We start from the raw sequence: 14852 nt of genomic DNA on the forward strand, positions 1-14852 counted from the left end.
CTCGAATGGAAGAAGGAAGAGGGCCGGGTCGCTTTAGGCGACGACGCCCATGATGTCGGATTCCTTCATGATCAGGAGGTCCTGACCGTCGATCTTGACTTCGGTGCCGGACCACTTGCCGAACAGGACGCGGTCACCGGCCTTGACGTCGAGCGGGTTCACGCGGCCGGCCTCGTCACGGGCGCCAGGGCCGACGGCGACGATCTCGCCCTCCTGCGGCTTCTCCTTGGCGGTATCGGGGATGATGATGCCCCCCTTCGTCTTCTCTTCGCCTTCGATACGGCGGACGACGACACGGTCGTGCAGCGGACGGAACTTCATGAGCTGCCCTCTTGCTTCAAATTCATGGATGGCGTTGATGCGGCCGAAGGGCTCGCCCAACCCAGGCTGTTAGCACTCCCGAGCGAAGAGTGCCAAAGCAAGGGCGGAGGTAGGCTCAAGCTCCTTGCGAGTCAAGACGCGGACGACGCGTCATGCCGCGTTTGCGCAGCATGTTCTGCTCTCCTGTCGCTGACAGACGGATGACAATCACCCCATGATCAGCCTTCAGGGACCGCAAGGCGCGGTCGAGCATTCCGGCGCAGCCAATGGCGGCGGCGTGCCGAGCCATGCGATCTGGATCGACCTCAACGATCCGAGCGCCGAGGAGGCCGAGCATATCGAGGCCGCCACCGGCCTGCGCGTCCCCTCACGAAAGGCTCTGAGCGAGGTCGAGAATTCGAGCCGCCTGCGCCGGCTCAAGAACGGTCTTTCGCTCTCCACACCGATGATCACCTTCGACAAGGTGGATTCGCAGCTGACCCCGCTCGGCTTCGTTCTGACCCGGGACCGGCTCATTACGGTCAGGTTCAACGAACTGCGCGCCTTCGAGGAGGTCAAGAAGCGCATCGGCGACGGTGACGGCGCTTGCCAGACCGGCACCGAGATCTTCCTCCTCTTGGTGGAGGAGCTGGTGGACAGCCTCGCCGACGCCCTGGAGGAGATGGGTGCCGATCTCGACGCGCTCTCGACCCGGATCTTCGACTTCGACGTGAGGGCAGGGGGCGTCGCCGGCGATTCCGGCAAGACCCCGCGTCGACGCGACCTCGCGCTGCGCCGAATCCTCCGCAGCGTCGGTCGGCGGGGCAAGGCGCTCGGCAAGATCCGCTCGAGCCTGCTCGGCCTCGAGCGCATCCTTCCGTTCGTCGCCGGCGAGTGCGAACACCTGCTCGGCGCGGCCGAGATGCCGCGCTTCGAGACCCTGCGCCGGGACATCGCCTCCCTCGACGAGTTCGAGATCCGCTTGTCCGAAAACGTCCAGTTCCTGCTCGACGCCACTCTCGGCCTCATCAACATCGAGCAGAACAACACGTTTCGCGTGCTCACCGTCGTCTCGGTAGTGGGCGTGCCGCCGACCCTGATCGCGTCGATGTACGGCATGAACTTCAAGCACATGCCGGAGCTCGACTGGGCCTATGGCTATCCCTATGGTCTGTCGCTGATCGTCATCAGCGCGATCATCCCCATCGTCTTCTTCAAGCTGCGCGGCTGGTTCTGACGCGCGTTCGATCGAGCGTTTTCGGGGTTTAGGGAAATCTTTTCGGCCCAGCGCGCAAGGATTGGGAGCATCGCCGGCAATCCGGCGACCAGAGTCGACCGCATGGCCGTAATCGTCGCCTTCATCCTGAATGCCGGGCTCAATTTCGGCCTCGGCCTCCTTCTGGCCAAGCTCATGGGGCCGGCGGATTTCGGCCTGTTCGGCCTCGCCACCACGGGTGCCGTGGTGCTCAACACCCTGGTCTTCGAGTGGCTGCGGCTGTCGGCGACACGGTTCTATTCCAATCGCGTCCGGCGCGAGGAACCTTGGATCCGCCATGGGCTGGACCGGGCCTACGCCATCCTGGCCGTCCTCCTCCTGGTCGCATCGGCTCTCTGCGCCGTCGTCGGCGCGACTGTGGAAATGAACACGGAGGGCCGTTTCGCCATCGCGGCTGGGGCCGGCCTCGCCGCCTTCGGCATCGGCCTGTTCGATTATCACGCAGCCCTCACCCGCGCGCGATTCGACGGCGGCCTCTATCTCAAGCTCACCCTCATCAAGAACGGCCTGTCATTCCTGCTCATGGCGGGCGCAGCCTGGCTGTTTCCGCAGCCGCTCTGGGTGCTGGTCGCTTGCGGGCTCAGCCAGTTTCTACCCGTCGTGATGCTGCGCAAGCCGCTGCTCGATCCGCCCGTGCCGATCGTGCGCGTTCGGATGGGGGAGACCTGGCGGCTGTTTCGCGCCTACGGGCTTCCGCTGATCGTGGCGAACGCGATCTACCAGATCACGCCGTTCCTCAACCGGAGCGCCATCGCCATGTCGTTCGGCTTGGCGGAGGCCGGTTATTTCACACTTGCGGCGGATGTCGCCTCGCGCAGCCTCAGCATGATCGGCACGGCCTTGGACCTTATCCTGTTCCAGCTCGCCGTGCGGGTGGACGAGCACGAGGGCCATGTGGCGGCCGAGGCCCAGATCGGCCGAAATGCGGCCATCGTGGTGGCGCTCATGGTGCCTTGCGCCGGCGGACTCTGGGCTGTGCTTCCAGCACTCCAAGGGCTCGTCGTGCCGGAGGCTTATCGCGGCCCCTTCGCCCTCTATGCGCTGATCCTCATCCCCGGCCTGCTCTGCGGCACATTGCTCAATTTCGGGCTCAACCCGATCTTCCAGATCCGGCGCAAGACGGTGCCGGTCATCTCTGCCGCCCTTGTCGGCCTTGCCGTGAATGCCATCTGCCTGTTCGTCCTCCCCGCGCATTTCGGCGCTCCCGGCATCGCCATGGCGCAAAGCGCCGGCCTCGTCGCCTCGACGCTCTGGCTCGCAGTCCGAGCCCTCGCGGGTCCGGAGCGCCTGCGGATCGACTGGTGGGAGATCTTTGCCGCCTGTACCGCCACCCTGGCGATGATGGCCTGCCTGGCACCGTTCAGGCACATGGATCCGGCCATGGCACTCGCCATCTGCCTACCTCTCGGTGTGCTGGTCTATGCCCTGCTCGTTGCGGTGTTTGACATCGCCGGATTACGCGGCCTCGTGACGACCTATCTGCGGCAGCGCGCCGTCACCCCGGCGGCTTGAGACAGAACGCACCGCTTGAAAGCGGGGCGTCCCTTCCCGCATATGGTCGCCTGAAGATGCCGTCGAGCATCGCAGCGGGCAGGAAACGATGCGGTCATACGAGCCTCAGGACGAGGGCGAGGCACAAGCCATCGTCGCCGCCGCCGCCGGCCGGTCAGAGCCGATGCGGCTCGTCGGCGGGGGAACCAAGACCGCGATCGGCCGCCCCGCCCAGGACGAAGCCACCCTCTCTTCCCTTCGTCTGACTGGGATCACCCTCTACGAGCCGGCCGAGATGGTGGTCGCCGCCCGGGCCGGAACTCCCCTCGCGCAGGTCCAGGCCTTGCTGGCGGAACGCGGCCAGATGCTGCCCTTTGAGCCGATGGACCATCGCATCCTGATGGGCTCGGCCGGGGAGCCGACCTTCGGTGCCGTGGCAGCGACCAACAATGCGGGACCGCGCCGGATCAATGCGGGGGCGGCCCGCGACAGCCTCATCGGCGTCCGTTTCGTCAACGGGCGCGGCGAGGCCATTAAATCGGGCGGCCGGGTAATGAAGAACGTCACCGGCCTCGACCTCGTCAAGCTCATGGCGGGCTCGTGGGGCACTCTCGGCCTGCTGACCGAAGTGACCTTCAAGGTGCTTCCCGTCCAGGAACGGGTGACGACCTTGGCCTTCTCCGGCCTCGACGATGCAACGGCGGTGGCCGCTCTTAGTGCCGCCCTCGGATCGCCGTTCGAACTCACGGGTGCGGCTCACCTGCCGAGCGGCCTCGACGGGCCGAGCCCGCGCACCCTGATGCGTCTGGAGGGTTTCTCGGAATCCCTCGATTACCGCCTCGGCGAATTGCGCAAGCTCCTCAGGCGGTTCGGAGAGCCGGAGATCATCGAGGGCGAGATCGGAGCCGTTCTGTGGGCTGCGATCCGCGATGTCATCCCACTGACGGAACCGCGCGCATCCGCCGTCTGGCGAATTTCCACCGCACCGATGCAGGGTCCTGCGGTCACGGCCGCCATCGCGGCGCAGCGTCAGGCGCGTTGGTTCTACGATTGGGGCGGCGGCCTCGTCTGGCTGGCTACCTCGGCGGAGGGCGATGCCGGCGCCGAAACCATCCGCAACGTCCTCCGCACCACCGGCGGGCACGCCACCCTGGTGCGGGCACCGGATGCGGTACGCGCGGCGACCGCCGTCTTCGAGCCTCTGTCCGATCCGCTGCTTCGTATGACGGCAGGAATCAAGGCGGCGCACGATCCGAAGGGGGTTTTCAATCCCGGCCGGATGTATGCTGGCATCTGACCCCGTACGGTTCCCACCCCAGCGATCCGGTTCTCGCCCGATGCCAGAACCAAGCTTTCAGCATTCGGCCCAAACGTTGACCGCGACAATCTCACCCGCAGCGGCCTCATGATCCTGAATGGCTTTCGCGCTATCCCCGCCGGGTGTGCGGAGGTTTAGAGCCGTTCCAAGGCTCGGCTTCCGCCGAAATTTTCTCTAAGCTGCTTGAAACAGCGCCGGGCGGCGACAGACCACCCAGCAAGAAAACGATATCGGGACCCTGAGGAAACGCCGTGCAGACCAATTTTAGCCTGACGCAGCTTGCCGACCCGGCGATGGCCGCTTCGGAAAAGATCCTGCGTACTTGCGTGCATTGCGGATTCTGCACTGCGACCTGCCCGACCTATCTCCTCCTCGGCGACGAACTCGATTCCCCGCGCGGCCGCATCTACCTCATCAAGGACATGCTGGAAGGCGGCAAACCGGCGACGCCCGAAGTGGTCAAGCATGTCGACCGCTGCCTGTCCTGCCTGTCCTGCATGACGACCTGTCCGTCCGGCGTTCATTACATGCACCTCGTGGATCATGCCCGCACGCATATCGAGGAGACCTATCGCCGGCCCTTGAGCGACAGGCTCCTGCGCAGCGTACTCGCCTTCGTGCTGCCCTATCCGAACCGCTTCCGCCTCGCGCTTCTGGCCGCCAAGATCGGCTCGCCGTTCCGGCCCCTCGTCGCCCAGTTGCCCCGTGTCGGCAACCGCCTCGCGGCGATGCTCGACCTCGCCCCCGCGCTCCTGCCGAACCGCACCGTCAACGACCGGCCCGGCACCTTCCCGGCCGACAACCGAGCGCGGGAAGCGAGCGCCCTGCTCCAGGGCGAGGCCGCCCCCGCCCGCGCCGGCCGGGTCGCCCTCCTGCGCGGCTGTGCCCAGAGCGTGTTGCGGCCGGATTTCAACGAGGCGGCGGTCCGGCTTCTCACCCGCCACGGCGTCGAGGTGGTGCAGGCGAAGGGGGAGGGGTGCTGCGGCGCGCTCACCCACCATATGGGCAAGTCCGAAACCTCCCACGCCCAGGCCAAGCGCACCATCGATGCCTGGATCGCCGAGATGGACGGCGACGGTCTCGATGCGATCATCGTCACGGCCTCGGGCTGCGGCACGACGATCAAGGATTACGGCTTCATGTTCCGCGACGACCCGGCCTATGCCGACAAGGCGGCGCGGGTCTCGGGCCTCGCCAAGGACGTCACCGAATATGTGGCGAGCCTCGGCCTGATGCCGCCTCTGTTCGAGAGCGATCTCGTGGTGGCCTATCATTCCGCCTGCTCGATGCAGCATGGCCAGGGCATCCGCACCGAGCCGAAGAACCTGCTCAAGAAGGCCGGCTTCACCGTGAAGGACGTGCCCGAGGGCCATATCTGCTGCGGCTCGGCCGGCACCTACAACATCCTCCAGCCCGAGATCGCCGGGCGGCTCCGCGACCGGAAGGTGGCGAATATCGAGCGCATGCGCCCCGACCTCATCGCCACCGGCAATATCGGCTGCGCCACGCAGATCGGGAACGGCACGAGCATCCCCATCGTGCACACGGTGGAACTGCTGGACTGGGCGACGGGTGGGCCGAAGCCGGCGGTGCTCGAGGGATTGGGCGGGATGCGGGTGCTGGAGGCGGCGGAGTAACGCCGAAGCGGCGCCAAGACCTGACCATTTCCCCAAGACCTGCGCATTTCCTGTCGATGGCTCGGATGGACAGCGGACGGGAAAAGGGGGTCAGGGGGTTCCGGATCCGGTCACCGGAATCCAGCGATAGCCTGTCCCTCGCGGTTCGACATGGCCGAGCGACGGGAACGCCGTGTGATAGCCCGCGACCAGCAGCCTCTCGGTGGCGGCCATCGAGTAGATCGCCCGACGGGTCGCGATGCCCTGATCCTTGTCGAGATCGAAGAAGGCGTGCCATTCGGGGTGGCTCAGGGACGCCATCTCGTGATGGGCGCAATCGCCCCACACGAGCATCCGTTGCCCCTCGCTCTCGCAATGGAAGGCAAGGTGCCCCGGTGTGTGCCCGAACGCCGCCACCACGTCGATGCCGGGCGCGACCGTGTCGCCGGGTCCGACGAAGCGGATGCGGTCGCGCAGCGGGACGAGATGGCTGCGCACCACTGCGGCCGATCGGTAGGTGTTGCTGTCCGCTGGCGCCGAAAGGCGCTCCTCCGAGGTCCAGAAGCGGTATTCCGCCTCTCCCACGACGTAGGCCGCGTTGGGAAATTGCGGAATGCCGCCCTTGAGGAGGCCGCCGATATGGTCCGTATGGCAGTGTGTGATCACCACGAGGTCGATTGCTTCCGGCGCAATTCCGGCGCGCCGTAGCGCCTGACCCAGCCTCCCTCCCGCCGGCCTGGGGATGAAGCCGACCTCGCCGTTTCCGGTATCGAAGAGGATGCGCTGTGTGCCGGTCTCGATCAGCGTCGGGGTGAAGCCCGGCGTGAACCGGTCCGGCGGAAGCCAGTTCTCCCGCATCAGCGCTTGCACCTCCTCTCTCGGCCGGTCCTCACCGACGATCGGCCATGGCCCGTCGATGGTCTCGTCCGCATCGAGTAAGCTGGTGATGGTGAAGGCGCCGAGCCGGATGCGTCGCGATGAAGGTGCCTCGGCGAGGGCAGCCGCCCCGGCCAGGGCCGGCCTCGCGCCGGAAAGAGCGAGGCCCGCGAGGACGCCCGTGACAAGGCGTCGGCTCAATGTGATCATCGTCGCAGGATCTCCGGCTGACCCCACCGCGCAGGCTGACCGCGAGGCGGGGATGACCGGCCTAGCGCGTTAGGAGGGGGCACCGCTTGAACGAACGTGCTGGCCCAGCGCTCGGCCCCCTTTGGCACGTCGAGGGCGGGCACACCTTCTTTGCCGGACCGCTCGCCTACAACGCCAGCCACCAGCATGGTGCGCCGGTCTATTTGGCCGGCCTGTATGGACCTTTCCGCATCCGGTTCAGGCCCGGTCCGTGGATCGCCTGCCGCACGGCCTTCGTCCCGGCGGGGATGCGGCACGAACTCGATTGTGCCGGCGATCCCTTGGGCGTCCTCTATCTCGAGCCGGAGGCCGGAGCTCGGGCTCTCCTGGGCCTGATCGCCGCCGGCGAAGACATCGACGGCGCACGCGTCGCCATGTGGGGTGAGATCGAGCCGTTGCGTGCGCTCTACGAATGCCGACGCGCCACGGTCTGGGCGGGGCAGGCCATCGCCGATCTCGCCGGCTTCGCAATGCGTCGGAACTAACCGACGCTCGATGGGCGCATCACCCGGATCATGGCCGGCCTCGGCACCCGCCAGGACGCGAGCATGTCGGCGCCGCGCCTCGCGGCATCCGTTGGGCTGTCCTCCTCGCGGATGCAACACCTGTTCACCCGCGAGGTGGGAGTTCCATTCCGGCGCTATCGGTCATGGCTGCGCATGCGGCGGGCGATCGACGCCGTCATTCGGGGTGAAACCTTAACGGTCGCGGCCCACGACGCGGCCTTCGCCGATCAGGCCCATTTCGCCAACGCCTTCCGGCAGACGTTCGGTGCACCCGCCTCGGCGAGCCTCGTCGGTATCCGGCGGCCATAAACGCCCGAGGCCTCAGTTCGGCCGGCGCACTTCAGCCAGCACGAACACCCGGATCGCCGAGGACAGGTTCTGCGCGCCCCGCGCCTCGTCGATCTCACCGATCAGCACCTGAACGGATTGCTCGCGGGCGGCGGCGATCTCGCGCAAAGCCTCCCAGAACGGCGTCTCCAACGACACGCTGGTCCGGTGGCCGGCGATCATGACTGAGCGTTTGGTGGTGCCGGGGGTCATCGAGTGCGCAACCCTTCCCCCTCTGCGGGGGAGGGTGCCTGCGGAGCAGGCGAGAGAGGGGGCGACCTCTCCGGAGATGGCGCTCCCCTCTCCCACCCCTCGCTCATGCGAGGGCCACCCGCCCCCGCAGAGGGGGGAGGGGAGACTTGCGAGCGCTTTAGGGTCGTCACCCGTCCGAATCCGGTCCCACGAGCTTGTGGCCCTCGTGGCGCGAGAACTCGATGGCCTTCTTGGCCTCAGCCAAGGTCTTGGCCTTCTTCGGCCGGCCGAAGGCGATGCGGTTGTCCTCCGCCTTCGCCTCCTTCTCGGCCCGCGCCTTGCCCTTGCGGACCGAGCGCAGGTTGATGATCTCGGCCATGAGCTTCCCCGTCAGTCGACGCTCGGTGCCAGCATGGTCTCAGGGCGCACGACGCGGTCAAACTCCTCCTCCGTGACGTAGCCGAGGCGCAGGGCCTCTTCCTTCAGCGTGGTGCCGCGCTTGTGCGCGGTCTTGGCGATCTCGGCGGCCTTGTCGTAGCCGATGGAGGGGGCGAGCGCCGTCACCAGCATGAGAGAGCGGCTCATCAGGTCGGCGATCTTGTCCTGGTTGGCCTTGATGCCGACGACGCAATTGTCGGCGAAGCTCACGGCGGCATCGGCGAGGATGCGGATCGATTGCAGCACCGCATTGGCGATGACCGGCTTGAACACGTTGAGCTCGAAATTGCCCTGGGAGCCGGCGAAGCTCACCGTGGTGCCGTTGCCGATCACCTGGGCGCAGACCATGGTCAGCGCCTCGCACTGCGTCGGGTTGACCTTGCCCGGCATGATCGACGAGCCCGGCTCGTTCTCCGGCAGGGAGAGTTCGCCGAGGCCCGAGCGCGGGCCGGAGCCGAGGAAGCGGATGTCCTGGGCGATCTTGAACAGGCCCGCCGCCAGGGCCGAGAGCGCGCCTTGCGTGAAGACGAGGGCGTCGTGGGTGGCCAGCGCCTCGAACTTGTTGGCGGCCGAGGTGAAGGGCAGGCCGGTCAGCTCGGCGACCTTGGCCGCGAACTTCTCGGCGAATTCCGGATGGGCGTTGAGGCCGGTGCCGACCGCCGTGCCGCCCTGTGCGAGAGCCAGCACACCCGGAAGCGTCGCCTTCACCCGCTCGGTGCCCAAAGCCACCTGCGCGACGTAGCCGGAAAATTCCTGGCCGAGGGAGACGGGCGTCGCGTCCTGCAGGTGGGTCCGGCCGATCTTGACGATGGACGAGAACGCCTCGGACTTCGCCTGGAGCGCATCGTGCAAGTGCTTCAGGGAGGGCAGCAGCCGGTCGTTGATCTCGCGCGAGACCGCGATGTGCATCGCCGTGGGGAACACGTCGTTGGACGACTGGCCGCGATTCACGTGGTCGTTGGGATGGACCGGTGACTTGCCGCCCCGCTTTCCGCCGAGCAGCTCGTTGGCGAGGCTGGCGATGACCTCGTTGGCGTTCATGTTCGACTGGGTGCCCGACCCCGTCTGCCACACCACGAGGGGGAATTCCTGGTCGTGCTCACCGGACACCACCTCGGCGGCGGAGGCGGCGACGGCCTGGGCCACCTTCGGGTCGAGGGCGCCGAGATCCTGGTTCACCAAAGCGGCGGCCTGCTTCACCATCCCGAGGGCATGGACCAGGGGGGCCGGCATCTTCTCGGTGCCGATCTTGAAATTCTGGATCGAGCGCTGGGTCTGCGCGCCCCAGTAGCGATGGGCCGGAACCTCGATGGGGCCGAACGTGTCGGACTCGGTCCGGGTGGCGGACGTTTCGGTGGGGCTTTCGAGCGGCGACATCGTGGCCTCTTAGATGGCGGAGTATGCGGCCCTACTTAGACGGTGCGGGGCCAAACCGCGATGGTGCTTTTACCAAAGGCGTCACAGGTCCGTGCCGGAGTCAGGCACCGCCCCCGCGTCGAATCCAACGAGGATACATGCCGATGTCCGTGGACGCAGCGACCATGGAGCCCGATGCCCGACCGCGTTTCCGTCCTTCCGTTCCCCGCCCGCTTCGCGAACAGCCAGGGCTGTTCGCCTTCCTGAAGGCGGTGCGCGCCAATCCGATCACCACGTGGCTCGACGAGCATTTCGTTGAACCGGTCGTGGCGCGAGAGGGTACGATGGGCCGCGTGACCGTGGTCAGTGACCCTGCCCTGATCCGCTACCTGTTCGTTGAGAACGCTGCTAATTACCGCAAGGACGACCTGCAGCGCCGGGTTCTCGCGCCGGGCCTCGGCAACGGCCTTCTCACGGCGGAGGGCGAGGAGTGGAAACTGCAGAGGCGGACCCTCGCGCCGATTTTTTCGGCCCGCCACGTCCTCGGTTTTGCGGCTCCCATGAATGAGGCCGGGGCGAAAATCGGCCGTCGCCTCGCCCGACGCGATGGCACAACCGTCGACGTGGCGCTGGAAACGACCCGGGTCACTCTCGACGTGCTCGAACGGACCATCTTCACCGAGGGACTCTCCAGCGATCCCGACGCTCTCGGCCGCGCCATCACGCGCTTCCTCGAATCGGTCGGGCCGGTGGACCCGATGGACGTGTTTGGTGTCCCCGCCTTCGTGCCGCGTATCGGCCGCCTTCGGGCGAGGCCCGCGATCCGCTTCTTCGAGGAGGTCGTGAACGCGCTCATCGAGCGCCGGCGGGCGCAACTCGATGGCGGAACTGCGCCTTCCGATCTTCTGACGTTGCTGCTTCAGGCTCAGGACCCTGAAACCGGCAAAGGTCTCAGCGACTTCGAAGTCCGCGCCAACATCGTCACTTTCATCGCTGCCGGTCATGAAACGACGGCGAATGCGCTGACCTGGGCTCTCTATTGTCTGTCGCAGGACCCCGATACCCGAGCTCACGTGGAGCGTGAAGTCGATGCGGTGCAGGGTGATGTATTCGATGCCGACGCACTCCCCTACACCAAGGCGGTGATGGAGGAGACGATGCGGCTGTTCCCGCCAGTTCCGTTCATGAGCCGGCAGGCCATCGCGGAGGATCGGATCGGCCGGATCAAGATCCCGCAGGGATCGCTGATCATGGTGGCACCCTACGTGCTCCACCGCCACCGGACGTTATGGGACGAGCCCGAGACGTTCATGCCTGAACGTTTTCTGCCGGAGAACAGAGCGGCGGTGCAGCGATTTTCGTACCTGCCGTTCGGAGCCGGACCGCGCGTCTGTATCGGCCAGAGCTTCTCGCTCCAGGAAGCCGTCATCGTGCTGGCGCATATGATCCGTCGCGTACGCTTCACATTGCCGGCGGATCATGCCCCGGTGACGCCGTTGCAGCGCGTAACGCTCCGGCCAGAACATGGCTTACGGATGCGAGTGGAGCGGCGGGCCTGACCTGACCCGCGGCACCATTATTGGATAAGCGAAGCGCGCTTCGGCTCAGTTCTTCTTGCGGAACGCATCGAGGCTCACGACTTCGGCGCCGGCCTCACCACCCTCGGGCTTCTTGGCCGCTGGCCGGGCCGGCTTTCCGTCCGCGCCATCCTCGGTCTTGTCGAGGTTCTGGCTCGCACCCTGCGCGGGCAGAAGTTTGGGAACGCTTGCGCCGATCGCCGCGACGGCATTGCCTTTCGGCATGATCTCGCTCGGCTCCGATGCGGCGCCACGCGGCGCATTCTTCGAGCCCGGGACCTGTGGCGCATCGTCCGAAGCGTCGTCCTCAGCCGTTTCGTTCAAGTCGAACTTCAGGCCGAACTGCACGGAGGGATCGAAAAACCCGCTCAGAGCATCGAACGGTACGAGCAGACGCTCGGGTACTCCCGAGAAGGACAGACCGACCTCGAACGCATGTTCGGTGACGCCGAGGTCCCAGAACTGATGCTGGAGGACGATGGTCATGTCCTGAGGGTATTTCTCCCGCAACCGCTGGGACATCCGCACCCCCGGCGCCTCCGTCCGGAACGATACGTAGAAATGATGCTCCCCCGCGAGGCCTTCGCGGGCCGCGTCGGTCAATACCTTGCGCACGACGCCGCGAAGGGCATCCTGAACCAGAAGGTCGTAACGGATCAGATCGTCTGCCATCGCTTGTCGCTTTGCCCGGTACCTGCCGGAATATCGCGCTGGTGGCGCACCGGGTCGGTGAATTGACGTGAAGGCTTGCCGGACTCGGGCCCAGGTTTCAATCGCGCCGTTGCCGCCGTGGTGGCCACGGGGGGCGGTGAATTGACACCGTATCCAAGTACCCAGAATTCTGCTGAAAACGCCTGGGTCCATCGGCTTTCACCGAAGTCTGTCAGGCGCCTAGCCCGGCCTCTCGACCGAGCGGATTGAATATAGAGGGAGAGGCGTCGCTTTTGAAGCCCGATCCTGTCGTGGAGATGTCCGCGGAGCGGGCAATCGCTGAAATGGCTCGCCATGAAGGCGACGGGCGGTCGAGGCGCTCGTCGTTCCATCTGGCCGCGACTGCGTTTCGGGATGCCATCGGCCTGGTCCTGGTGACGCTGTCCATCATGGTCGTCGCGGCCATCGCCGCGATGCTCATCGTTCGAGTCGGCGCAGACATCCTGCAGGGTATCGATCCGCTGGCCAGCGACGTCCGCCGACCCCGGCTCTATCCGCAACAGATGGTCCTACGGGAGGTGGCGAGCGACATCCTGCGACAATGCCTGATCGTCACCATCGTCATCGGTACGGCGATCTGGTCCGCGGGCAAGGCTTGGCGCGCCAAGCTCGCGCTCAGTCCGGTCGACGCACCCGGCCTCGCTCCTTCGAGACTTCTCGCCATCATCCTGCTCTGGCCCTTCCTCCATATTCTGTGGGTGATCGCGACCGCGGATGCCTTTCACATGGCGTTCGGACGCAATGTCGGCCTGTCGCCCCTGCTCAGCAGGACGGGCGCGGTCGCTTGGCTCGCCTTCACGATCGTCCTGGCTCCCGTGGCGGAGGAGCTGCTGATGCGCGGGGCCATGTTCGAGAGGGCATCGCGCTTCCTTAAGCCGTTGGGAGCCATCCTCGCTACCTCGGCGCTGTTCGTGCTGCTTCATCTCCAGGTCGGCAGCATCGCCCGTCCGGTCTCCCTCGTCCCCCTGGCCCTGATGCTAGGCTGGCTGCGCTGGCGGACCGGACGATTGTGGCCATGCGTCCTTCTCCACGTCTGGAGCAATCTCGCCGTCGTCGCCTACTTGCTGTGGCCGGCGGCCGCCTGACGCTCGCCTCCCGATCCGCTTCGCGGTATCGCAGGAGACAAGAATGGGATCCCGATGCACGCCTATCATCAGCTCATCGAACGCATCCTCTCCGAGGGGACGCGCAAGGACGACCGAACCGGCACAGGCACGCTCTCGGTCTTCGGCCACCAGATGCGCTTCGACCTGGCGCAGGGCTTCCCGCTTGTGACGACGAAGCAGTTGCATCTGCGCTCGATCATCCACGAGTTGCTCTGGTTTCTCACCGGTGACACCAATGTGCGGGAGCTTCAGGCCAACGGCGTCACGATCTGGGACGAATGGGCCGACGCCAACGGCGATCTCGGCCCGGTCTACGGCCGGCAATGGCGTTCCTGGGCTAAGCCCGACGGCGGTGCGGTGGACCAGATTTCCTGGCTCGTGGACGAAATCAGGCGAAACCCCGATTCCCGTCGCCTGATCGTTACGGCCTGGAACCCGGCCGACCTCGACAGGATGGCGCTGGCGCCCTGCCATTGCCTGTTCCAATTCTATGTCGCCGACGGGCGGCTCTCGTGCCAGCTCTATCAGCGCTCGGCGGACGTGTTTCTCGGCGTGCCCTTCAACATCGCGTCCTACGCGCTGCTCACTGCCATGATCGCGCAGGTGACCGGTCTCAGGCCCGGCGATTTCATCCATACCCTGGGAGACGCCCATCTCTACGTGAACCATCTCGATCAGGCGCGGTTACAGCTGACTCGTGAGCAGCGCCCGCTGCCACGCCTCGTTCTCAATCCGGAAGTCCGCTCGCTGTTTGAATTTCGGTTCGAAGACATCGCCATCGAAGGCTACGCGCCGCATCCCGCCATTCGTGCGCAGGTGGCGGTCTGATGTCTGTCTCCTCCCGCCCCCTGATCAGCCTCGTCGTCGCCATGGCCCGCAATGGCGTCATCGGCCGGGACAACGGCCTGATCTGGCGCCTCGGCAGCGATTTGCGCCGCTTCAAGGCACTCACCATGGGCAAGCCGCTCCTGATGGGCCGGAAGACCTACGAATCCATCGGACGACCATTACCCGGCCGACGCATCATCGTTCTCACCCGCGATCAGTCACTCTCGATCGCGGACGTCAATGTCGTTCACGATTGGAAAGGGGCCATCGCGGCGGCCGGCGATGCGGAGGATCTGATGGTGGCCGGTGGGGGGGAGATCTATGCCCTGGCGCTACCGCATGCCGACCGCATCTACATGACGGAAGTCGACATTTCTCCTGAGGGAGACACCGTCTTCCCCAGCTTCGACAGAGGTACCTTCCGCGAGACATCCCGGGTCGCACACCCGTCCGGCGATCGGGATGAATGCGCTTTCGCATTCGTTGATATGGAACGGGTCCGGTAACTCTACGCCGCGACGCATTGTGCAAGAGCGCCCGGCGCTGTTGCCTTTCCCCTTCATGATGCCCACTTGCCAGCCTTGACAGGACGGAGTGGCGACACTCAGTACCGTGAGACGGATCGGCCCGAAGCGGCAACGCGCCGGTCCGACCTCGAACGTCACTGCCTCAGCGGGAGATATCG

General features: G+C 66.0%; 16 protein-coding genes. 10 read left to right on the forward strand and 6 right to left on the reverse strand.

Translation table 11 applies throughout. The annotated features are described in order from the left end of the window. Positions 1-33: 33 nt before the first annotated feature. Positions 34-321, reverse strand: a complete 288-nt coding sequence (gene groES / locus IPV08_RS21835) for a co-chaperone GroES (protein ID WP_018042554.1) — start codon at positions 319-321, stop codon at positions 34-36. Positions 322-535: 214 nt separating this feature from the next. On the opposite strand from groES, the gene IPV08_RS21840 reads away from it, so the two are divergent. The 4 genes from IPV08_RS21840 to IPV08_RS21855 all read left to right on the forward strand — a co-directional run bounded on the left by IPV08_RS21840 (position 536) and on the right by IPV08_RS21855 (position 6022). Next, positions 536-1537: a magnesium transporter CorA family protein gene (locus IPV08_RS21840; protein ID WP_207413668.1), complete on the forward strand. Its 1002-nt coding sequence runs from the start codon at positions 536-538 to the stop codon at positions 1535-1537. A gap of 102 nt (positions 1538-1639) precedes the next feature. After that, entirely contained in the window at positions 1640-3088 is a 1449-nt protein-coding gene (locus IPV08_RS21845) for a polysaccharide biosynthesis C-terminal domain-containing protein (RefSeq protein ID WP_207413670.1), read from the forward strand. Between the two features lie 88 nt (positions 3089-3176). Further along, positions 3177-4364 carry an FAD-binding protein gene (locus IPV08_RS21850; protein ID WP_207413672.1) on the forward strand — a complete coding sequence of 396 codons (1188 nt, stop codon included), beginning with the start codon at positions 3177-3179 and terminating at the stop codon, positions 4362-4364. A gap of 272 nt (positions 4365-4636) precedes the next feature. Then, entirely contained in the window at positions 4637-6022 is a 1386-nt protein-coding gene (locus tag IPV08_RS21855) for a heterodisulfide reductase-related iron-sulfur binding cluster (protein WP_207413673.1), read from the forward strand. A 90-nt stretch (positions 6023-6112) separates the two neighbouring features. Here the strand turns inward: IPV08_RS21855 and IPV08_RS21860 are convergent, their stop codons facing one another. After that, positions 6113-7087 carry an MBL fold metallo-hydrolase gene (locus tag IPV08_RS21860; RefSeq protein WP_207413675.1) on the reverse strand — a complete coding sequence of 325 codons (975 nt, stop codon included), beginning with the start codon at positions 7085-7087 and terminating at the stop codon, positions 6113-6115. A gap of 86 nt (positions 7088-7173) precedes the next feature. Between IPV08_RS21860 and IPV08_RS24785 the strand changes: the two genes are divergently transcribed. Both IPV08_RS24785 and IPV08_RS24790 read left to right on the forward strand, forming a co-directional pair. Next, positions 7174-7611 carry a hypothetical protein gene (locus IPV08_RS24785; protein WP_246748128.1) on the forward strand — a complete coding sequence of 146 codons (438 nt, stop codon included), beginning with the start codon at positions 7174-7176 and terminating at the stop codon, positions 7609-7611. Positions 7612-7641: 30 nt separating this feature from the next. After that, the gene (locus IPV08_RS24790) at positions 7642-7941 is read left to right on the forward strand and encodes a helix-turn-helix domain-containing protein (RefSeq protein ID WP_246748129.1); all 300 of its coding nucleotides are present in this window, start codon (positions 7642-7644) and stop codon (positions 7939-7941) included. A gap of 12 nt (positions 7942-7953) precedes the next feature. Here the strand turns inward: IPV08_RS24790 and IPV08_RS21870 are convergent, their stop codons facing one another. The 3 genes from IPV08_RS21870 to fumC all read right to left on the reverse strand — a co-directional run bounded on the left by IPV08_RS21870 (position 7954) and on the right by fumC (position 9966). Beyond that, the gene (locus IPV08_RS21870) at positions 7954-8172 is read right to left on the reverse strand and encodes a ribbon-helix-helix domain-containing protein (RefSeq protein ID WP_207413677.1); all 219 of its coding nucleotides are present in this window, start codon (positions 8170-8172) and stop codon (positions 7954-7956) included. A gap of 166 nt (positions 8173-8338) precedes the next feature. Continuing rightward, positions 8339-8530, reverse strand: coding sequence for a DUF4169 family protein (locus IPV08_RS21875; protein WP_207413679.1), 192 nt, complete (start codon positions 8528-8530; stop codon positions 8339-8341). A gap of 11 nt (positions 8531-8541) precedes the next feature. Next, a complete protein-coding gene (fumC, locus tag IPV08_RS21880) occupies positions 8542-9966 on the reverse strand; it encodes a class II fumarate hydratase (protein ID WP_207413681.1) in 1425 nt (474 codons plus the stop codon). 143 nt (positions 9967-10109) lie between these two features. On the opposite strand from fumC, the gene IPV08_RS21885 reads away from it, so the two are divergent. Further along, on the forward strand, positions 10110-11504 hold the full coding sequence (locus IPV08_RS21885; protein ID WP_207413683.1) for a cytochrome P450: 1395 nt from the start codon (positions 10110-10112) through the stop codon (positions 11502-11504). Positions 11505-11549: 45 nt separating this feature from the next. Here IPV08_RS21885 and IPV08_RS21890 read toward each other — a convergent pair whose 3' ends face one another. Further along, entirely contained in the window at positions 11550-12194 is a 645-nt protein-coding gene (locus IPV08_RS21890) for an SspB family protein (RefSeq protein ID WP_207413685.1), read from the reverse strand. A 323-nt stretch (positions 12195-12517) separates the two neighbouring features. Here IPV08_RS21890 and IPV08_RS21895 point away from each other — a divergent pair, with 323 nt between their 5' ends. The 3 genes from IPV08_RS21895 to IPV08_RS21905 are packed head-to-tail and all read left to right on the forward strand — an operon-like array spanning position 12518 to position 14673. Then, positions 12518-13318, forward strand: coding sequence for a CPBP family intramembrane glutamic endopeptidase (locus tag IPV08_RS21895; RefSeq protein WP_207413687.1), 801 nt, complete (start codon positions 12518-12520; stop codon positions 13316-13318). Positions 13319-13372: 54 nt separating this feature from the next. After that, on the forward strand, positions 13373-14167 hold the full coding sequence (locus tag IPV08_RS21900; RefSeq protein WP_207413689.1) for a thymidylate synthase: 795 nt from the start codon (positions 13373-13375) through the stop codon (positions 14165-14167). Further along, complete coding sequence (locus tag IPV08_RS21905; RefSeq protein ID WP_207413690.1) at positions 14167-14673, forward strand: dihydrofolate reductase; 507 nt, start codon at positions 14167-14169, stop codon at positions 14671-14673. Before IPV08_RS21900 ends, IPV08_RS21905 begins: the two co-directional genes overlap by 1 nt. Positions 14674-14852 lie beyond the last annotated feature (179 nt).

The organism is Methylobacterium sp. SD274 (genome assembly GCF_017355285.1).
Taxonomy (GTDB): Bacteria; Pseudomonadota; Alphaproteobacteria; order Rhizobiales; family Beijerinckiaceae; genus Methylobacterium.

Bases quoted from the DNA above. Each gene is read 5' to 3' on its own strand.
- IPV08_RS21885 (WP_207413683.1), top strand. From the start codon at position 10,110: ATGTCCGTGGACGCAGCGACCATGGAGCCCGATGCCCGACCGCGTTTC.
- IPV08_RS21900 (WP_207413689.1), top strand. From the start codon at position 13,373: ATGCACGCCTATCATCAGCTCATCGAACGCATCCTCTCCGAGGGGACG.
- IPV08_RS21860 (WP_207413675.1), bottom strand. From the start codon at position 7,087: ATGATCACATTGAGCCGACGCCTTGTCACGGGCGTCCTCGCGGGCCTC.
- IPV08_RS21875 (WP_207413679.1), bottom strand. From the start codon at position 8,530: ATGGCCGAGATCATCAACCTGCGCTCGGTCCGCAAGGGCAAGGCGCGG.
- IPV08_RS21845 (WP_207413670.1), top strand. From the start codon at position 1,640: ATGGCCGTAATCGTCGCCTTCATCCTGAATGCCGGGCTCAATTTCGGC.
- IPV08_RS24790 (WP_246748129.1), top strand. From the start codon at position 7,642: ATGGCCGGCCTCGGCACCCGCCAGGACGCGAGCATGTCGGCGCCGCGC.
- IPV08_RS21840 (WP_207413668.1), top strand. From the start codon at position 536: ATGATCAGCCTTCAGGGACCGCAAGGCGCGGTCGAGCATTCCGGCGCA.
- IPV08_RS21870 (WP_207413677.1), bottom strand. From the start codon at position 8,172: ATGACCCCCGGCACCACCAAACGCTCAGTCATGATCGCCGGCCACCGG.
- IPV08_RS21850 (WP_207413672.1), top strand. From the start codon at position 3,177: ATGCGGTCATACGAGCCTCAGGACGAGGGCGAGGCACAAGCCATCGTC.
- fumC (WP_207413681.1), bottom strand. From the start codon at position 9,966: ATGTCGCCGCTCGAAAGCCCCACCGAAACGTCCGCCACCCGGACCGAG.
- IPV08_RS21890 (WP_207413685.1), bottom strand. From the start codon at position 12,194: ATGGCAGACGATCTGATCCGTTACGACCTTCTGGTTCAGGATGCCCTT.
- groES (WP_018042554.1), bottom strand. From the start codon at position 321: ATGAAGTTCCGTCCGCTGCACGACCGTGTCGTCGTCCGCCGTATCGAA.
- IPV08_RS21905 (WP_207413690.1), top strand. From the start codon at position 14,167: ATGTCTGTCTCCTCCCGCCCCCTGATCAGCCTCGTCGTCGCCATGGCC.
- IPV08_RS21895 (WP_207413687.1), top strand. From the start codon at position 12,518: ATGGCTCGCCATGAAGGCGACGGGCGGTCGAGGCGCTCGTCGTTCCAT.